This window comes from Streptomyces sp. V1I1, assembly GCF_030817355.1.
GTDB lineage: Bacteria > Actinomycetota > Actinomycetes > Streptomycetales > Streptomycetaceae > Streptomyces.
The window spans coordinates 8,233,583-8,251,755 of sequence record NZ_JAUSZH010000001.1 but is presented as its reverse complement, the minus strand read 5'-3'; the positions used below and the strand labels follow the sequence as shown (position 1 = coordinate 8,251,755).

The window sequence follows — 18,173 nt, the reverse complement described above, 5'->3', positions numbered from 1 at the left end:
CTACTTGGTCAGGGCGACGGCGTAGATGCCGTCGTAGGGACTTTCGCCGAGTCCGAGGTAGTTGGCGGTCTCGAAGATCCCGATCGCGTCCATCGGCAGGCGCGCCCCGGCCTCGGCGACGAACAGGGCGGGCAGCACCTGCTTGCGTTCTGCCGCCCCGGGTTCGCCGGGCTTGCGGATGTGCTTGTGCGTGTGGATGAGGACGGGCATGAACCCTCCGCCCAGGAAGGCGCCCTGCTGCAGGACCGCGCCGCCGACGCAGTCGATCGTGCAGCCCTTGCCCAGCACGACGTCGCGTCCCATGTAGAAGTACGACGGGTTCGCGTCGGCGCCGTGCTCGACATAGAAGACTCCCGAGCCCAGCCCGACGATCGACCGTCCGCTGATCCGCAAAACGGAACGGTAGAAGGCGACGAGTACCGGCCGCACCGTCGTGTCGGGAAGCTTGAACTCGGGGGCGAGGAGCACGATGCGGAGCAGCTCCGCCAGCGTCAGTCCGTCGTCGGCGCCGCCGGCGGAAGCCAGGATCTGATCCCAGGGGACGAGATAGTCCGTGGCCGAGACCATGGACGTTCCGACGTCCTGGCGGATCAACTGCTCTGCCGTGTCCGACGCGTAGTTGCTCACACGCCCCGATTCCTCGGCCTGGCCGCTTTTGCCGCTGCGTTCCAGGACGCGAAGAGCGAGGAGTTTACGGCTCTCACGGCACTTGATGGCGCTGGCTTCCTTGAGCAGATCCAGGCGCCCCTCGATGTCAAGCGGTATATCGAACAGGTGGTCTATTCCATCGGTGCGGACGTCGAGCTTCATCTCCAGAGTGCGTTCGGGGATGCCGTCGGTGGGCGCCAGGACACGGCGCAGCGCGTCCTCGGTCTCACCAAGGCCGATCTCCACGAGGCGTTCCGCGGCGAGGGCCCGGTAGTCGTAGGGGATGGTGGTTGATGTGGACATGAGTACGTCCGCGAGAAGTGCGCGGTACTGGGTCGCGTCGAGGGCCTCGGCGGCCAGGTCGAGGGACAGGTAGGGGCTGTCCTTTCCGGCCTCGTGTACCCAGCTTTCACCGAACGGGGTTTCGAAGCAGCACGCGCGGTGAAAACTGTGCCGGGCGTCGGGGTCGGTCCGCAGGGCTTGGACCACCGTGTCGTGGAGTTCTTCAGTGGACGTGCTGTTGGCAGTGACGGCTGTCAGTAGGTCGGGAACGAGCCTGATGAGCTTCTCGAAGTCCTTGATGATGTTCTCGATCACGCGCTGACCTCACTTCGGAATCGTGCGAACTTTGCACCTTCTGGTGCGAAGGTGTGTTCTTCCCAGGCGATCTCAACCGCCACGGGCATACCTGCCGAGATGGCGTTTTGGATCCGCGTGTAGATCACCGGCCGACTGGACGGGGCGACGTCGTCCGCTAGTTCGATCCTGAGCAGGAATGACCGGGTGTCGCGCTGTGTGAGCTGGTACTCCCGGAGTTCAGGATGTTCCTTGAACAAGTCCATGTAGCGCGTCGGCGACAGGACATGACCCCCGCCTAGGTCGAAGACGAGCGTGGTGCGGCCCTGGAGCTCGTCGAGCACAGGGCCGGGGGCCCCGCACGCGCAGGTGTTACGCGACATCGTGGCGAGGTCACCGACCCTGTACCTCACCAGTGGCATGCACAGGTTGCTCAGGGAGGTGACGGCGAGCTCGCCCGAGTCGCCTGCGCTGGGTTCGGTGTCCGCCGCCCCTTCGGCCGGCAGGATCTCGAACCTCTCGTGCAGCGATTCGTCGAGGTGGATCTTCTGACGTTCACACTCCGACCCCAGGTAGCCGGCCTCGCTGATGGCGTAGGCGCTGATCACGGGGCAGCCGAAGTAGTCAGCCATCTGCTGCCTCAACGCATCAGGGAGCATGGCGCCGCCGGAGACGGCGAACCGCGGGCCGCACGGTGGTTCCGGGCTCTCGGTTTCCCAGTGGTCGAGGAGCATCTGGAGCAGGTTCGGCTTGGACGAGAGCACCTCCGGGTCGAACTCTCGGAGGAACGTCGTCAGGCGTGCGATCGACTGGGGATCACTGGGGTCCACGTACCAGATGAGCCGCAGGCCCACCAGGTCGAGGGGGTCAGGGATGATGACCCCTGCCCCGAGTGACGGGTTGTCGGTGATGGTGACCGCGAAGACCTGTCGCCCGCCGAGGTCTCGGATGCCAGCGCGGATCGCAACCTTGAACATGTTGAGATGCAGGTACTGAGACATGAACCGGGGGCTGTAGACGACCGTCAGAGGTGCTCCGGATGTCCCGGATGTCTGGTCCCCGTACGCGGTGGTGGTGCCGGATGCCTCGTAATCGAACGGTTCGCGCAGTTTGCGCAGTTCCGACCTGCTGAGGGTCGGGAGCGTTCCAAACTCGTCGACGGAGTATGCAGGGCGCCGATAGACCGGGTGCCGAGATACCTGTCTGCGCACGTCAGCCGTCCACGTGAAATTCCCTCCTTCCTTCCCGGATACGTACTCAGTGAAATGAAGAAGGCACGCCTCGAGATGCGGCGTATCTTTCTTGTCGTCTGCCGCCCGTGCGGTATCGAACGAGAGCTCCGGATGTCTCTCCATAAATTCGTCGAGCGACATCCTCCCACCCGGGCCAGGGCGCACGAAGAATGAATCATACATGTACAAACTCCCTCCTGTCGCTCGAGTTGGAAAGGGCGGCCGAAGTACGCACCCAGCGCGCCAGCATAGCCATGTAGAAATGCTCTGCTTCGCGTAGATCAGTTTGCGCACCTGCCCCCATCAACCTGTCTATCTGAGCGATCACCGCATGCTTGAAGTGGTTGGTGGACACTCGGATGTAGCGATGTTCGGGGAAGCCGCGGCCGCGTATCACATGGACATTCTTGTAGTCTTCGGAGTACTTGTACTCAGGCTCGAATACGAGCGTCTTTGAGGCTCCTGACCGCATCAGAACATGTACTATTCGATATCGCAGCTCGGATCCATACGGTATGTGGCCGGATTGGACGATCCGGCGGGCTTCCGGCGAGGAGAAAGTTGATCCCGCGATCTGCCCGAAGGCGATCTGTCCGCGAACGGACGCATAGAGGTCAATTTCCACCAGATTCTTGCCGTCGAGCACTACGCGGGTTCGTATCTCAGGCGTGACGACGCCCGGGGAGACCTTCAGGTAAGCCTCGAACTGTGGGCGGGGAAGAAGCCGCCCCAGGAGGCTGAGCATGTGAAACCACTCGTATCCTGCGTCCCCGTACTCGGTGTCCACGAAGCGCCCGTTGGCCACGTCCTGCTGACGGTTCTTCGTGAACTCAATAATTATCTTGGAAATAGGGTCGTTCGACTGGACGGGTTCCAGCTCGTCAATGAACGATCTGACCGCTGGGCTTAGCCCGTATACATCGTTGACAATCACACGAGACCCCGGATGCTGACGCAAGCAATCAGCAAGCTCGGAAAGATCTTCGTGATGACAGGCCGGCTTCTCAAGGAGAATGCGAGCCTCCGGCGCGACGGAGAGTATCTCGCGGACGACGCCGAGATGACTGGCGGTTGGTGTAGCTACAACCCAGGCATCAACACTCGCCGCTTCGCCTACATCGGAAACGCGCCCCCCGTCAGCCGCCCCACTGACATCCACAGTGAATACATCGTGCCCAGCATCTCGAAGGTGACGAGCGTGCTGCGAGCCAATCGACCCGACCCCGACGACTACATTTCTCACAATTCTCTCCACCAGAAAAGGTGAGCGGCGCTGCAACTGGACGGCGCGATAGGTGGGGCGGGGTGGAGTCTTTTTGAGTACTCCACCCCGGCATCTCACCTACGTCGCGTTCACGCGGGGAAGTCGCGGAGAATCTTCTTGATCTGCATGAGTGCCTCCCTTCGTTCTCGTTACCTGCGAGGACGAGGAAAACTTATTAATGGGATATCCGTGTGTCAACAGTCTCTCCAAATGGAGTGATCGGAACGCCACCCTCCGATCATGTGACTGTGCGGAGTAATCCCAGGCTGCGAAGCTGTGGATGGCCGATCCACGGGAGTTGCAGCAGTCACCTTTGAGCCACTCGGGGTCGTGGGACGGCGAAAAGTAATCTCCTTGTGTTCGTTGTGTTCGTTGAGTTCATTGCGGCCGTTTTATGTGACACATAGACCCCCCATAGGGAACAATTTCCGCAACTCAGCGTGGCGGACCAAAGCCTTTTGGGGCAATCGCTCCATTGTGGCCACTGAAAGCGCCGCACATTGGAATCCATCCCGGGCCTTCGGTAATGCAGGAGGCGGCCGCCTCGTAGAGGCAGGCCGCGGCCATGTCTCTGAGCCGCAGGTGCTGGCTCACGCGCTGGGCGATCAGGTGCAGCCGCTGCCACTGGCTGACCTCCGGCGCTGGCTGGCCGGCCCATGCCGGGAGACAGGACGAGCAGTCTCACAAGCATGGATGTGACACCGCAGGTCGACGGTCAGAGCGTGATCACGTTCCTGCAGGTCGCCCTGTGTCAGAAGCTGGTCCTACGTTTTAGGCGCGGGGCCCCGGAGAAGTGGCCTAGGCGCCGCGTGGTCGACGCCATCCGCTACATCACCGACAACGGTGCGAAGTGGAGGGCGCTGCCCGCCGACTTCGGCATCCCGTGGCGCACCGTGTTCGGATACTTCGCCCGCTGGGCAAAGGCCGACGTGCTCAAGAGGATCCTTGACCAGCTCCGCCGACGGTTGCGGCTGCGCCGTCGGCGCTGTCCCTGGCCGGTCCGGGTGATCGTGGACTCCCAGTCCGTCAAAGGTGCGGAGACCGTGTCGAACGCGACGCGAGGATAAGACGCAAACAAGCATATAAATGGGCGGAAGCGGCATCTCCTCGTTGACCAGGACGGCCTGCTCGTCGACCTGCTCGTCACCCCCGCCGACGTCCAGGACCGCGACGCGGCCCGCATCCTGCTCACCCGCCTCCACGCCGAACACCCCGAAATCGTCCTGGTCTGGACGGACAACGGCTACGGAGGCGAGGAGTTCAGCACCTGGGCCCAGGACACCCTGGGCATCACGATCAAGGTCGTCCCCCGCCCCAAGGACACCAAGGGCTTCGTCCTGCTGCCCAAGAGGTGGGTGGTGGAACGGAGCAACTCGTGGACGATGCGGGCCCGACGCAACGCAAGGGACTACGAACGGCTCATGTCCCACGCCGAAGCCCACATCCAGTGGGCGTTCATCACCCTCATGTCCCGCCCCCGCCGCCAGACCGAGGCGTCGTCGGACACCCTCGCAGCCGCCTGAACACCAGCGCGTTGCCGCTGCCGTTCGGAACAACGACCATCGACGCCCAACCGAACGGCAAACGGGATCACCACCGTCCTTCATACCGCCGTGACCTGCGGAAAGGAGATGTGACACAGCTTCTCATGGTGGTCGCTGCCGCTGGTGCGGCGGCGTCGGAGCAGTTGGTCATAGGGGGTCACCGACGGCAGCGGTCTGGTGTCCGGCGGGAGGTGCGCGAGGCGCCACTCGTGCAGCGAGGTGACGGTGGCCGGCGTCTCGCCGGTGAGCCCCGGGGCTGAGGCGGCGATGGTTGGCTCGTCCTCCGTCTGGGCGGCTTTGCGGGCTTCCAGCGCGACGGCGTCGGCAGTCAGGGCGCCGACCCGCAGTGCGGTGGCCAGGCCCGCGACCACGTGCTCGTGGGCGAGGTGCCGGTTCAGCAGCAGGACCTCGATCAACGCCCGGGTGCCGTCCCGCTCGCCGTGGACCTTGCGGGCCTGGGCCCACCAGGCGTCGTGGACCGGGGTGAACTTGCCTGCGGACCGGGCCTGTTCCAGGGCCGTGGCACCGGGGAAGGCGCCGGGCTTGCGGATGAGGGCTTCGAGATAGTGGTCCAGGTCCAGGCGGCAGCTGCCCTTCGCAATCAGCCTCTCGTGCCGGGCCACCTCGACGTTCCTGTCGTAAACCACCAGGTGAGAGGCGTGCAGGACAACCCGCACCCGCTTGCCGATCAGGCGGGTCGGGACGGAGTAGCGGTTGGTGCGGACGGCGATCTGGCTGTATCGGTCAACCCGCGGAGTGAACAGCCGGCCCGTCTCGAACGGCTCTTCCGGCAGCGGCATCAGCAGTGGCTGTTCGACGGCGAAGTACTCGTTGACGGTTCGCGGCCGTGAACCGATCCTCCGGTGCCCGTCGTGCAGGTCCCACTGGTCGACCCTCTCGTTCAGCTCGGCGAGGGAGTCGACTTCCGGGAGCGGGGTGAAGTGGTTGCGGCGGAAGTAGCCGATCATCCCTTCGACGCCGCCCTTCTCGTGGGCGCCTTCGATTCCGGGGCGGCAGTAGAAGCTCTCGATGTTGAAGTGCGAGCGGAAGGCGATCCACCGGTCGGTCTCCACCCGGGCCCTGTTCAGGCCCAGCACCTGGGCGACGGCCGACTTCAGGTTGTCGTAGCGGATCTTGCTTCGCGGGACACCGCCCAGCGTGCGGAGCGCGTGCACGTGCCCTTCGAAGAAGGCTTCCTGGCCGCAGGAGGCGAAGACGCTTCTCTGCACTAACGGCACGAGCCGACGGCGCTCGTTTCTATGCGGTGGATGTGGTCGTAGGTCGATGAACCTCAAGGACAACCGCCGCACCTGCCACGGATCGGTCCTCGTGCATAGTGATCACTTGGCCGGGCTGAAGGTGCTGCCACTGCGAGGGGTCAAGAGGAGCAAGTCGTACCGAGGCTTGCCCACCGGGCTCCAGCAAGGGCGTGAACTCCACCCAGAGTTGGGCGATGTTGAGGGCCGGTTCGCCGGTCGGGGTTCGGTTTCCGATGTTCCACATCGGTCGCAGGACGCCAGCACCGGAGATGGGCGTTTGCCGTTTTGCTTCGGTGGCCGGGCGGAGGGTGAGACCGGCTCGGATGATGCCGTTGCGAGTCTCGTAGCAGCGCCAATGGCACCAGGCCGCACTCTTGTCCAGTCGCATCTGTTTGGCTGCGGTGGCCAGGGTTTGCCAGAAGCTGAGTGGCAGCGGTTGGACGTCACCGAGTTCTTCCAGCAGCCCGAGGGCCACTTCCCACTCGTCCCGAGTGAGGTACTCCCAGACATCGTTCACCGTGATGTCGTTCTCGGTGGCGGTCTCCTCAGGAACCAGTAGGGAAGCGGCTTCCAGCAGCTTAGGGACGTCCATGCCCTGATTCTGGACCACGGTCTCCTGCCGACGGCAGGAGCTGCCCGATGACCCCATCGAGCAGTCGCGACGTTCGGCGCGGTGTATCAGACTTCGATACGAAGCCAGGAGTCGCCGGCGCGAAGCCAAAGAAAGCCATCACGTCCTTGACCGCAGCGCATGACAACCCGCCCGGGCACTCGTATCTTGCGCCGCTCGGTCACGTTCCAGCTTTCGCCGACCAGCTCAGCTCGGACCACTTCGGTTGCCCGCTGGTTGTGGACGCGCTTGGTCAGGACTGCTCGATGGCCGCGTACGGCGAATCCGTCCGGATCCCGTACCGGGCTGGGCCAGCTGGTCACCTCACCCGTGGAGGGGGTGATCCGCGTCAGGAACGTGCCGCCGCGCTGGCTGCCGGAGTACCAGATCAGCCATACCCGGTCGCCCTCGGTGGCGGCGGTGCAGCCCTCCAACGGCGCGTCAGGAAGGCGACCTTCTGGGGTCCAGGTTGCTTCCCCTTCGGCACTCCAGCCGGCAAGCCCGGCTGCCGACTGCGGATGCCCTCCGTAGATGCCTTCATCCCCGTAGGCCGTCCAGATCGATCCGCCGTGATCGGTCACCAACGCAGGGATGTCGTCGCCGATGCAGAAGGTGTCCTCCTGCTCGCCGCTCTTCAGGGAGAGCACCACGGCGTTCGGCTTCCACGAGCCCGTGTCCTCCTTGCGTGTACGACCGCTTGCTACGAGGAGTCGGGAGTCCGGGAGGAGGGCGATGTGGCTGGGCCGGAACTGTACGTCCTTGATCAGCCGGCGTTGAACTGATCCGTCAGCCTGGCGAATCACCAGCACCCCGTCGAACGGGACCGTCGGGCCCCATCCCACCCAGCCCTTGATGTAGCGGCTTCGGCGTAGGTACTTCCGATGGACGAGCAGAACAGCAAGTTCTCCTGTCGGGCCAACAGTCCACCACAGAGGGCGTTGCCCTGCCCAGAGATTCGTAGTAGGCGGCCTCCAGACCCTCTGTATCTCAACGACCGCCGACACCGAATCTCCTCGTTTATGACCGCAGCACCCGAACGTATGCGCTAATGAGAGGAGTGTATCGATGCCAGAACCGAGGGCCGGGACACCAAAGTCTCAGAGGAACACCCGGGCTGGAGCCTGGTGGAGGTAAGGGGAACCCACCCCGGACCGAGTCGCAGGATCGAAGGACTCCACGAAGATCTCCAGCCATAGATCCGATCGGGCAAGATGGCGGGATGCCTGTTGATGAATCATGGGAGCAACTGCGAAATCGACTACGGATCGGCGAATGCTTGACCGGGATTGTCGTACGCGTTCTCAAGCCCGGTGCCATCGGCATTTTCATTGATCTGGGGTTCTCTGCAGGCGGCTTCGTCGATGTACTCCTCCTCCCGCGTGACCCAGCCCGATGGCCGGCCGAGGGGACCGTGACCGACTTCGAGATTTGGTGGATGGACGAGCGCCCACAGATTCGGCTCAAGCCGGTCGAGTCGGCATACCTGCTGGAGGACTTCGACTGCTGGGTCGCCCAGCAGAACAGCGTCGCAACCCGGAAATGGCTGCAAAGGGCTGGCGAGAGGCACCGGGACGTGTAATCACCCGAGCGCATTCTCTCCAGCTTCCCCGTGGTCACTTTGCTCTCGTAGTCGTTCGACCTGCTGTTTCTTGGTGGCGATGTGCCGCAGGCTCTCCTGCAGTCCGGCGACTTCGCCGAGCCACTGCATCCGCTGGGCTTCCCCGAGACGTTTGCGGGTGTTGGTCTCGATCTCCAGAAGTCGGGGTTCCTGAGCCAGGTCAAGACGGAGCATGGGACATCTGACGCAGGCGTTTTCATGCTGGCAAGGGGTTCCGTAGGGGCGGTCGCAGGTGCCGAGGGCGACCTTGCGCAGGCTGAAGTGGTCGCGGAACTCCTGCCATTCGGTGTCACTCGGTTCGCGGTACTCCTCGCTGGGGCGGTGGGTCCGGCGCTGGTCGACGAACTGCCGATAGTGGCGAATGACCTCCTCGGGATAGACCGCGACGTATGCCTGGGTCGTGTTGAGATCGAGGTGGCCGAGTAGCTTCGCGGCGATGTGGATCGGCAGGCCGCCGTTGACGGTCTCCGTGGAGAAGATTCTGCGGAAGTCGTGGGGCGTGAATCTCAGCGGTGTCCCATCGACATCGACGATGCCAGCCCGCAGGGCGAGATCGGTGAGGAGTTCGCGAATGCGGTTGGCGGAGATGACCTGCAGCCGGTGCTGGGAGGGGCACTGGAACAGGTGCGGCAGCGGCGGGCCGAAGACCCGCTCGTAGCCGTCGTACCGGTTCAGCAGGGGGACCCGCTCGGCGGGGCCTTTGATGCGGCGGATGATTCTGGCGAGCACCGCGACCAGGTCCGGGTCGGCGGGGATGACGCGTTCGCGGTCGGTCTTGGACGGGCTGATCTGCAGCAGCGGCACCGTCTCGCCGGTGGGCGCCTGGTACTGGCGCAGGCTCAGGTGGGTGAGCTCAAGTAGTTCCTCGATCCTGGTGCCGGTGCGTCGCAGGACCTCGATGCCGGCCCAGGTCCAGAAGGCATTGTTCTCCTCGCATTCGGCGTCGAACCGCGGGCCGGGCTCGTCGGCCTGGGTAATGAACAGCGCGGTGGGCCGCCAATTGCTGCATTTTCGGCCGGTGCGTCGATACCGCCGGTCCTCGATGGTGAATTCCTCGCCCAGCTTCGCGGATCGGGCCGCGTCCAGGAGGAGGGTTGCGCGGTGCAGCCGGTCCTCGGCGGCGCGGACGAGCTGCGGGAGGACGGGGACCAGGGTGCGGGTGCGTTGCTGCATCCGCGCTTGTCGGTGCCGGGTCTCCTTGAGGTAGCCGCGGATGTCGGCTTCGCTGATCGGGCAGGGTGCGGCCCATTGGGCCCAGCGGGCCGGGTCTTCCATCGACCACTGCAGCAGGTCCAGGTAGAAGGAGCGCACGGCCAGGAACACGCCGTGGTAGGTGCGGCGCGGTCGTCCGTCGGGGAGCACGCGGACGCGTTGCTTCCATTCCTGGGCCACCGTGTCGGGCAGGTTCAGCGAGGCGATGCCGGGGTGGTGGCGTTCCAGGTCGCCCCAGAACAGGTCGGCCAGCATCTGGGCCTGGTTGACCAGGGAGCCGTAATCCAGGGCGCCGGACCTTTCGGCGATGTAGTGCACGAGAACGTCCCGGACCGCGCGGTCGGTGATGGGGTGGCGGTCGACCAGTTCGGCCGGGGTGAGCTGACCGCGGGCCTGGGCCTGCCGCAGTGTCGGTGGCGAGTCCTTCAAGCCGCCGACGGCGTGCAGGATCTCGTAGGCGAACGGCAGCGACGCCACCGTGCGGCCCGTCGCCCGACGGGCCTGGGCGTAGTCGGTGAGGTCCTCCAGCTCGAAGTCCAGCAGGTCCTTGCCGGTGACGATGCTCATGCGGGTCAGCAGGTTCAGGGCGTCGGTCGCGTGCTCGTCGCAACCCTCGCGTCCGTCGGCACGCTCCCGAAGCTCGGAAAACAGGGCTGCCTGGTTGTGGCGCCGGTAGGCGTCGTAGACACCCAGCAGCCGGCTGCCGAACAGCCACCCGTAGGAGGGCCGGACCACCTGAAGGACGATCAGGATGCCCAGGCCCGTGGTGAATCGCGAGCGCGTTCCGGCGCTCAGGCCCTGCGGCCCCCAGGCCGAGCCCTGGTCGTCGGAACCGCTCAGCAGCCAGCGGTCCTGCCAGGTGTCGGCGGGGAACTCCTCCAGCCAGTCGAGCACCCGGGTCAGCGACAGCTGCTGACGCCACAGATTGCGGTCGGTCGGCTCGCTGAGCAGGCATTTGGCCAGCAGTGCGAGCTCGTCCCGCGGCGTAGCCGCCCGCTCGTTGTTGATGCCGGTGGACGGTCTCGGCCCGGGTATCCGGGCGTCGGCGAGCAGGGCGGGGTCACGGGGGCTGACCGGTGTGCGCGTGGTGCGGCCGTGCCGGGCCATCAGTTGCTGCCGAACACGTCGGCGAGGTCGTCCGGGTCGTAGGTCCAGCCGGTCAGCGGCTGCGGTGGCGAGTTGGGGCGCGTGTAGTGCTCGTGGACTTTGGAAATGACCTCGTCGATCCTCGGCCGCAGGTAGGTACTGGTCGTGGTGATCCGCCGGTGACGCATCACCTGCTGGGCGTCGACCAGCGTGATGCCCGGGTCCTGGATCAGGCGCAGACACAGGGTGTGTCGCAGGTCGTGCAGCGTGATGTTCGCCCCGATCCGGGCGTTGATCCGGTTCAGCACGGCCCGCAGCGCGGTGTAAGTCAACGGACGCGTCGGGCCGCGCAGCGTCCACCACACCGGCTCGTCGGCGGCTGGCCGATGGCCATCCTGAGCCAGTTCGCCGAGGTAGAGCGCCAGCCACGCGAAGGCTTCCGGAGAGGCGGGGCACGCCTCCTTGGCTCCGCCCAGGCCCTTGGTCTGCACGTAGATACGGCCCTCGCCCGGGTGGACGTCGCTGATCGTCATACCCAGCATCTCGGCGGCCCGCGCGCCGCTGGACAAGAACATGGAGAACAGTGCCCGGTTCCGGTGGCAGCCCAGCGAGTGGAACAGGTCCTCGACGACATCGTCGGGGACCGCGCGGGGCTCACGGTCGGCCTGCTTTTGCCGGTAGGCGCCCCGGCGGTGCAGCCGGAATGGCTCCAGCGGGTTGTGATGCGCCTGCAGCCGGCGCCCGTCACGCGACTGCGGCGGCACTGGCGAGACCAGCGGCCCCTGCCCGGTCTGGAGATGATGGTCGTAGAACGCCGCCAGCACCGATACCGCGTGGTTGATCGTCGCCGGGGAATAGCCGGTTTTCAGGTACGGCTTGCCGGTGCGCGCGTTCAGCGATCCCGGCGCTGGCGCGTCCGGGCGCCGCCGGTCCCGCGCCGGGTTGTGGCACGTTCGAAGCCACAGGACGAAGTCGCGCACGTCCACGCGCTTGGCCCGGCTCCAGTCGATGTCCACCGCGGCCAGGAAACGGAACCAGCGCAGCAGGTCATAAGCATAGGAGCGGCAGGATGCCGCGGTGTTGCCGCAGGCCAGCAGTTCCCGAAGGAAGTCGCTGACAGGGGCGATCGGCCGCCCCGCACCATCGAGCACCACCCATGGCAACGTCGCGGCAGTGCTCGCCTCCACACTGCCGACCCGCGCCACCACCAGGCCGGACACGTCGACCTCGGATATTGGAGCATCGTGATCCATCGCATCTCCGTCTCATCGGGCACATCCCGAACGGAGACTCCTCGCCCTCACCACGCCAACACGCAGGACACGCCGATAGTGCGGTCAACGGGTCGGTGGACGGCTTTGCCTGAGTAGGACAGGCGGAGCGAGAACAAATAGCAGGTCACCAGCTCACCGGCCAAGCGCACGGTCACATCGCCGAAGTCGACCTCGGCCTCGTGACCGGGCAGGTGGGTCTGCGGCACGAACGCTTCCACCGGGGCCTTGCCCGAGGCCGCGAGGATCTCCGGCTTCCGCTCGGAGACGTAGCGCCGGACCATCTGGTACGAGATATCGGCGCCGTGCTCCTGGATGAGCCGGTGGAAGATCCGCGTGATCGTGTGCCGCTGCTTGCGCGGAGCGTCGAGGGCCGTCCGCAGCATCTCATCGATCACCGGCTTGTACAGATCCAGGGCAGTCGGCCGCAGCGGCAGCTTCTTCCGCGGCTCCGGCCAGACCGAGTCCACGGCCTTCTTCACGGTCCGCCACGAGACGTTGTACTTGCGCTCAAGCTCGCGCATCTTCGTGCCCGCACGGTGATCACGCCGGATCGCCGCGTACAGCTCGACCTTGGACATCTGCGGCATGACCAGGACCTTTCACCAGGAGCACCCCGATGCTGTCCTGGCAAGTACCCCAGCGCTGTCAAAACTCGGGTTCTGGCACAGCTTCCGTGCCGCGTAACGCTCCGTCATGGCTCGATGTCGAAGAGAGCGATGGAAGGTGGCGGCGGGGCAAGTACTGCGCGAAGGCAGTTGAGCATCACAGTCACGTCCACCGACAACACCGTGACGTCCGCGACCGACGGGAACAACAGCTCCTTCAGCCGGAGCACAACCTCTTCCACGGACCGGACTTTGAGCCCAACTGCCTCTACGACGGCTCATTTTCGGGCGCCTTCGGTGCCGCCCTGCGAGGCTCAACCGTCACTCAGAGTGGCCGCTACACGGAAGCTGTGCCAGAACCGCTACTCGTGAATAAAGCCACATCATGGAGAGCATGGGGAAGAAGAAGCCTCGGCCTCGCCGTTCGTTCACGCCGGAGTTCAAGGCCGAGATCGTCGAGCTGTGCCGTCGCGGTGACCGCTCGGTCGGCCAGATCGCCAAGGACTTCGACCTGACCGAGACCGCGGTACGGCTGTGGGTCAGCCAAGCCGAGGTCGACGCGGGCGAGCGCGACGGCCTGACCAGCAGTGAACGCGAGGAGCTGGCCGCGTTGCGGCGGGAGAACCGCCGACTGCGCGAGGACGTCGACATCCTCAAGCGGGCCACGGCTTTCTTCGCGAAGGAGATCCGGTGAACGTCTACCCGTTCATCGAGGCGGAAATGCATGGCAGTCACAACGTCAAGCGTGCGTGTGAACTGCTGCAGGTCTCCCGGACCGCCTTCTACGCCCGCCGCAGTGGCAAGCCCGGTCCGCGGGCGGTCCGCGATGCCGAGTTGACTGAGAAGATCGCCGAAGTCCACGAGCGGTCCCGCGGAACCTACGGGGCGCCGCGGGTCCACGCCGTCCTGCAACGACAGGGCGAGGACTGCGGCCGCCGCCGCATCGCCAGACTGATGCGCAACGCCGGACTGCAGGGCCGGCACCGCAGACGACGGCACCTGACGACAATCCCCGACCCACGGGCCGCCGCCCGACCCGACCTCGTCGTCCGGGACTTCGCCCCCCGACCAGGACGGCCTCACCCGCTGGTGCGGCGACATCACCTACGTCCCCACCGAAGAGGGCTGGCTCTATCTGGCCACTGTCATCGACATCGCCTCCCGCCGCGTGGTCGGCTGGTCCACCGCCGACCACCTGCGGACCGAACTGGTCGCCGACGCTCTCAGGTCCGCCTGCCGCCGGCGTCGCCCCACCCGACCGGTGATCTTTCACTCGGATCGCGGCTGTCAGTACACCCGTCAGCAATTCGCCACCCTGGCAACGGAGTCCGGCGTCCGCCTGTCCGTCGGTCGCACCGGGCAGTGCTGGGACAACGCGCTCGCCGAGTCGTTCTTCGCCACCATCAAACGGGAGTTGCTCGACACAAGCCCCTGGCCCAGCCGTGCCGCCGCCCGCACCGCGATCTTCGACTTCATCGAGGGCTGGTACAACTTGCACCGACTGCACAGCAGCCTCGGCTACCGCAGTCCCGCCGAATACGAGAACGCACTCGCAGCCTGACCACCACACCGATGGTGTCCGTCAAAGCGGAACAAGCTCAAGTGCGGACACATGCCGACTCCGCTGTGGGTGCGCTTCGGCACCGGCGGCATCGAGAAGGGCGACGGCACTCGCCCGGCTTCGCGGGCTTCGGCAGGGTCAGACCGAAGCCCCCGGAGGAGGCCGCCTGCGTCTCCTTCTTTGCGACGATCTACGCCACTCACAAGACCGAGGCGATCAAGAAATGGCTGCTGGCGCACCCACGGTTCCAACTGCACTTCACGCCCACCACCTCGTCCTGGCTCAACATGGTCGAGCGGTGGTTCGCCGAGCTGACAAACAAGAAGCTCCGCCGCAGCGACTAGCGGAACTGCCAGTCGCCCGCATGGAGCGTGTCGGGGCCGTCGTCGCCGACGTCGTACTGGACGATCTGGGCGCCATTCAGCAGGCTCTCCGAAGCGATGGTCAGGCCCTTGCCGCTGTGCCGGGCCACGATGAACGGGTAGCCGGACACTCCGCTCGGCAGATGGGTGAACTGCTGGTGATAGCCGCTGCCGCAGGGGTTCTGCTGGGCCTTGTAGCCGTTGGCCTGGCTCGCGCTCGCGATCTCCACGCACTTACCGCTGCTGGCGACGACGAGCTGAAAGTACCCGCCGCTGGTGGGGCGCTTGTTCCACTGCTGGGCGACCGTGCCGTTGCAGGAGTACTGCTGCACCCTGGCGCCGTTGGCCTGACTGCCCCCCGCCACCTCCAGGCACTTGCCGCTGTGGTAGTTGATCACCTGCTCGTAAATGATCGGCAGGGGCGGAGGGACAGCGGCGGCAGCCGGTGACCCTCCGGCCAGGCTCAGGCCGCACAGAGTGGCGGCAGCCGTCAGCCCTGAGAACGTCTTTCGCGTACGCATCGGCTTCATCGTCCCGATTCCCCCTCCGACGGAAGACTGTCAGTAGGCAGCGTGGCCCGCCGGGAGCGGTCTGTCGCGGCGATTTGCGGCCAATGAACGGGGCCAGTGGATCCACCGGTGGGCGTTGTTCCAAGGCCCGTTCTGGCCCCGCTCCGGGTGGAGTGGGGCCAGTCTTGTGTTCATGCAGGGTGAGTGGGCTGGGCTGGACGCAGTCTCGCCGTGACCGCGGGCAAGGTCCGCGGTCTGACCGTCGATGAGGACGTACGCGGCCAGGGCTGGGGAAGCGCCCTGCTGCGGCGCGGGATGCAGGTCTACGACCAGCTCGGCTTCGTGACGCTGTACAGCTGAACCTCGCTGATTACACCCGTCGTCGCAGTGGGTACGACGACAATCACCTCATGCGGTTGGATCGCCGCGATGAGGGTGGGGGAAGCAGTGACTGCACTTCAATGGTGTCTCTTCGTGGCCGGCTGCTTGCTGGCGACATGCGTGTTCTTCAGTGCCGTGACCGTGTTCCTAGTAGTAACCGAGCCCGAGGACGTAAAAACAGGGCTCTTGACCCGACTTATGTGGTTCGTAATTTTGGAGTTGTCAGTCGGCTCGGTGGGCTATGGAACCTACGCAGTTGTGACTGGGGGGCCTCTGAGCACCGTCGAGGCAACCCAGTTCGTAGTGGCAATGGTCTTTGCGGCAGCCACCCTAATGATTGGCGCTCCAGGCGGTGTCCTGGTACTTCTCTCGTACCGTGGCGGCATGACCGCCTCCGCCCCCGGTGTGGGTCAAGCTGCCGGACGGCCAGGAGTTCTCTGGGGCAACCAGGTGTGGCGCGAGGCGGAGTCGACGACTCGGTGCAGCTCAGCGCCAGTGCCGTTGACGATATCGGGTGCAACAGGTGTGGCGCCATCGCTGGATCGAGCGATGGCAGCGCAGGCCAGGGCGACAAGGTCCCCGAGCGCCTTCGGTGCGCTCTGGGGGCAGGGGCCAACAGCAGGGTCCGGAACCGGCCTTCTCATCCCACACCGCAAACGACGCAGCCAGACGCATCTCAGCCCTCAGCAGGAGGCGGAGAACACCGTCGGCTCGGGCCCGTGTGGAACACGCCCTGTCCCGGCTGAAGAACTTGAAGATCCTGCCGGACTGCCGTCTCAAGGGGCACGGCGTTCACCAGGCCATGCTCGGCATCGCCCGGCTATACAACCTGGCTCTCAACGGATAACCCACGCCCCCTACGGGACAACCTCTAGGATCGGAGGGCCCTATAGAGCACCTCGAAATGCGATCGCTCTTCGTTAAGTGTGGTAATGCGGGCTAGGATCGGGCGCCTGTCTTCTTGGAGTTCCCGGATGGCGGTCTTGCGCAAGACCCAGCGGGGGCCGCAAGACCCTGCGGCATTACCACTCCGGGTGGGTGTATCACGATGGGTGACCGGCCGGACTGAAGCTTGCTCTCCTGCCGGTTCATCCGGGCCAGGACCGCCCTACCAGTGTCGCCTTTCAGCTCGTCGTATCGCTCAAAATGAGTTTTCGCCTTCTCGGCCCATTTAGCCGCTGCCTGCATGCCGGCGTCGTGGTTGATGAGCGCAATGATGGCTGCAACAAGAGTCGCTTTGCGGTGCGCTTCAGCTCTTCGATCTGTGTGGGGGAGTAGCTTCTTCTCAAGTGCTGTTATCTCACTCTCGGCGGCCTGGAACACCACGCCAAGGTGCCCCTGCGCGAGCATGCGATGACGTTTCTTGCCCTTCTCGGTGGGTTCGTTGTTGGCGTCATCAAGCTCCACAGACGCAGCCCTGAGGCTCACATCGCCAAGCGTGCGGAGGGCGTCAGCGAGCGCGGTATCGAGCAGCTGCCCTACGAGGATATCGACGGCCGCTCCTGCTGCGTGCTTGCTCGCCACGAAGCTGATGTACTTAAGCGAGGCTGATGCCTTTGGCTGCTTGTCCTTGGCGTCGAGGATGCTGTAGAATCTGGCGAAGGCCGCACTGGTGGCAGTATTGACTCCCCTTTTGCCCGGCTTGGGCATAGCGAACAGAAATGCTCCAGAGCTCTGATCTCGATAGAGGCCGATCAGATGGCTTTCAGGATTGGAGAATGCGTTGCTATTTACCATGCATACCCCCCTCGTAATTACGACCGTTAGGGGGTAAATCGATCGCCTCGGGTCATCCCTCGCGCGCCAACCCCACAAGCGGTTCGTAAAGAAACAGCGTCGTGATCATGGACGGCACTCTGACGCCCACCCGCGATCACTCGATCGCCACCCAGTTCAACCAGTCACCCCGACGCTCAGCATGCCCCGAGAACATAAGGGACAACCCTTAAGGTCAGTGACAGGGGATGGGGCAGTAGGCGCTGGAGGCGCAGACAGTCAGGTCGTCGCAGCCTGCCTCGACGGTGGCGGCGACGCCAGTGCGGATGGTGGCCAGTTTCGGGATTTTCGCGTCGACCTCGGCCAGTTTGACGCGGCCCTCTCCTGGAGCTCTGGGACGGGGCGCCGCGCCGGTGGCGGCCGGCCTCCAGAAGTTCGGCGACCTCCGCCAGCGTGGACCCAGCCGTTGGGCGGCCTTGATCATCGTCGTGACCGCTTCCTCGCCGTAGAGGCGGGGTCGCCGGGGCTGCGCTCGGGTTCCGCGAGTAGGCCGCGCCGCTCGTAGTAGCGCCAGGGTCTGGATGTTCACCTTGGCCGCAGCTGCATCATGACAAGGAGGTCCTGCGCGTTAGTGGCCAGGGGCCACAAGGGCTGATTGCCGCCCTTCCGGGACGCCACCTTGTTCAAGGTCGCGTACGCCTATGGCCCTGGACGGT

The 18,173-nt window shown here is 65.0% G+C and carries 16 protein-coding genes and 5 pseudogenes; 9 read left to right on the top strand and 12 right to left on the bottom strand.

The window, feature by feature from the left end; all coding sequences use genetic code 11:
- From QFZ67_RS38665 to QFZ67_RS38655, 3 genes are read right to left on the bottom strand one after another with little or no spacing between them, the layout of a single operon-like run.
- On the bottom strand, positions 1-1,245 hold the full coding sequence (locus tag QFZ67_RS38665; protein WP_307665677.1) for a hypothetical protein: 1,245 nt from the start codon (positions 1,243-1,245) through the stop codon (positions 1-3).
- A complete protein-coding gene (locus QFZ67_RS38660; protein ID WP_307665676.1) occupies positions 1,242-2,597 on the bottom strand; it encodes a phenylacetate--CoA ligase family protein in 1,356 nt (451 codons plus the stop codon). The genes QFZ67_RS38665 and QFZ67_RS38660 overlap by 4 nt, the downstream gene beginning before the upstream one ends.
- A gap of 34 nt (positions 2,598-2,631) precedes the next feature.
- Entirely contained in the window at positions 2,632-3,711 is a 1,080-nt protein-coding gene (locus QFZ67_RS38655) for a hypothetical protein (protein WP_307665675.1), read from the bottom strand.
- Positions 3,712-4,409: 698 nt separating this feature from the next.
- On the opposite strand from QFZ67_RS38655, the gene QFZ67_RS38650 reads away from it, so the two are divergent.
- Positions 4,410-4,787, top strand: coding sequence for a transposase (locus QFZ67_RS38650; protein ID WP_307665674.1), 378 nt, complete (start codon positions 4,410-4,412; stop codon positions 4,785-4,787).
- A gap of 12 nt (positions 4,788-4,799) precedes the next feature.
- Positions 4,800-5,243: pseudogene (locus QFZ67_RS38645) on the top strand (transposase); the annotation flags it as partial.
- An 80-nt stretch (positions 5,244-5,323) separates the two neighbouring features.
- Here QFZ67_RS38645 and QFZ67_RS38640 read toward each other — a convergent pair.
- The 3 genes from QFZ67_RS38640 to QFZ67_RS38630 all read right to left on the bottom strand — a co-directional run bounded on the left by QFZ67_RS38640 (position 5,324) and on the right by QFZ67_RS38630 (position 7,975).
- Positions 5,324-6,502 (bottom strand): hypothetical protein, encoded by a 1,179-nt coding sequence (locus QFZ67_RS38640; protein WP_307665673.1) that lies wholly within the window; start codon positions 6,500-6,502, stop codon positions 5,324-5,326.
- Between the two features lie 19 nt (positions 6,503-6,521).
- Positions 6,522-7,115: a hypothetical protein gene (locus tag QFZ67_RS38635; RefSeq protein ID WP_307665672.1), complete on the bottom strand. Its 594-nt coding sequence runs from the start codon at positions 7,113-7,115 to the stop codon at positions 6,522-6,524.
- 86 nt (positions 7,116-7,201) lie between these two features.
- Positions 7,202-7,975: a hypothetical protein gene (locus tag QFZ67_RS38630; protein ID WP_307665671.1), complete on the bottom strand. Its 774-nt coding sequence runs from the start codon at positions 7,973-7,975 to the stop codon at positions 7,202-7,204.
- A gap of 434 nt (positions 7,976-8,409) precedes the next feature.
- Here QFZ67_RS38630 and QFZ67_RS38625 point away from each other — a divergent pair, with 434 nt between their 5' ends.
- The gene (locus tag QFZ67_RS38625) at positions 8,410-8,712 is read left to right on the top strand and encodes a hypothetical protein (protein WP_307665670.1); all 303 of its coding nucleotides are present in this window, start codon (positions 8,410-8,412) and stop codon (positions 8,710-8,712) included.
- On the opposite strand, the gene QFZ67_RS38620 is transcribed toward QFZ67_RS38625, so the two are convergent.
- From QFZ67_RS38620 to QFZ67_RS38605, 4 genes are all read right to left on the bottom strand, one after another.
- The gene (locus QFZ67_RS38620; protein ID WP_307665669.1) at positions 8,713-11,070 is read right to left on the bottom strand and encodes a tyrosine-type recombinase/integrase; all 2,358 of its coding nucleotides are present in this window, start codon (positions 11,068-11,070) and stop codon (positions 8,713-8,715) included.
- Complete coding sequence (locus QFZ67_RS38615) at positions 11,070-12,302, bottom strand: site-specific integrase (RefSeq protein WP_307665668.1); 1,233 nt, start codon at positions 12,300-12,302, stop codon at positions 11,070-11,072. Before QFZ67_RS38615 ends, QFZ67_RS38620 begins: the two co-directional genes overlap by 1 nt.
- Before the next feature lie 47 nt (positions 12,303-12,349).
- Positions 12,350-12,910, bottom strand: coding sequence for a hypothetical protein (locus tag QFZ67_RS38610; RefSeq protein ID WP_307665667.1), 561 nt, complete (start codon positions 12,908-12,910; stop codon positions 12,350-12,352).
- 104 nt (positions 12,911-13,014) lie between these two features.
- A complete protein-coding gene (locus QFZ67_RS38605; protein ID WP_307665666.1) occupies positions 13,015-13,170 on the bottom strand; it encodes a hypothetical protein in 156 nt (51 codons plus the stop codon).
- Between the two features lie 152 nt (positions 13,171-13,322).
- On the opposite strand from QFZ67_RS38605, the gene QFZ67_RS38600 reads away from it, so the two are divergent.
- From QFZ67_RS38600 to QFZ67_RS38590, 4 genes and pseudogenes are all read left to right on the top strand, one after another.
- Positions 13,323-13,622 (top strand): transposase, encoded by a 300-nt coding sequence (locus QFZ67_RS38600; RefSeq protein ID WP_373430186.1) that lies wholly within the window; start codon positions 13,323-13,325, stop codon positions 13,620-13,622.
- Positions 13,623-13,648: 26 nt separating this feature from the next.
- Positions 13,649-13,912, top strand: a pseudogene (locus tag QFZ67_RS39285) (IS3 family transposase); the annotation flags it as partial.
- 109 nt (positions 13,913-14,021) lie between these two features.
- Positions 14,022-14,489, top strand: a pseudogene (locus tag QFZ67_RS38595) (IS3 family transposase); the annotation flags it as partial.
- Between the two features lie 191 nt (positions 14,490-14,680).
- Positions 14,681-14,824 (top strand): annotated as a pseudogene (locus QFZ67_RS38590) (transposase); the annotation flags it as partial.
- Between the two features lie 5 nt (positions 14,825-14,829).
- Here QFZ67_RS38590 and QFZ67_RS38585 read toward each other — a convergent pair.
- Entirely contained in the window at positions 14,830-15,372 is a 543-nt protein-coding gene (locus QFZ67_RS38585; RefSeq protein ID WP_307665665.1) for an RICIN domain-containing protein, read from the bottom strand.
- Positions 15,373-15,591: 219 nt separating this feature from the next.
- Between QFZ67_RS38585 and QFZ67_RS38580 the strand changes: the two genes are divergently transcribed.
- Complete coding sequence (locus QFZ67_RS38580; protein WP_307665664.1) at positions 15,592-15,720, top strand: GNAT family N-acetyltransferase; 129 nt, start codon at positions 15,592-15,594, stop codon at positions 15,718-15,720.
- 648 nt (positions 15,721-16,368) lie between these two features.
- A pseudogene (locus QFZ67_RS38575) lies at positions 16,369-16,588 on the top strand (transposase); the annotation flags it as partial.
- A gap of 92 nt (positions 16,589-16,680) precedes the next feature.
- On the opposite strand, the gene QFZ67_RS38570 reads toward QFZ67_RS38575, so the two are convergent.
- A complete protein-coding gene (locus QFZ67_RS38570) occupies positions 16,681-17,478 on the bottom strand; it encodes a hypothetical protein (protein ID WP_307665663.1) in 798 nt (265 codons plus the stop codon).
- Positions 17,479-18,173: the final 695 nt, after the last annotated feature.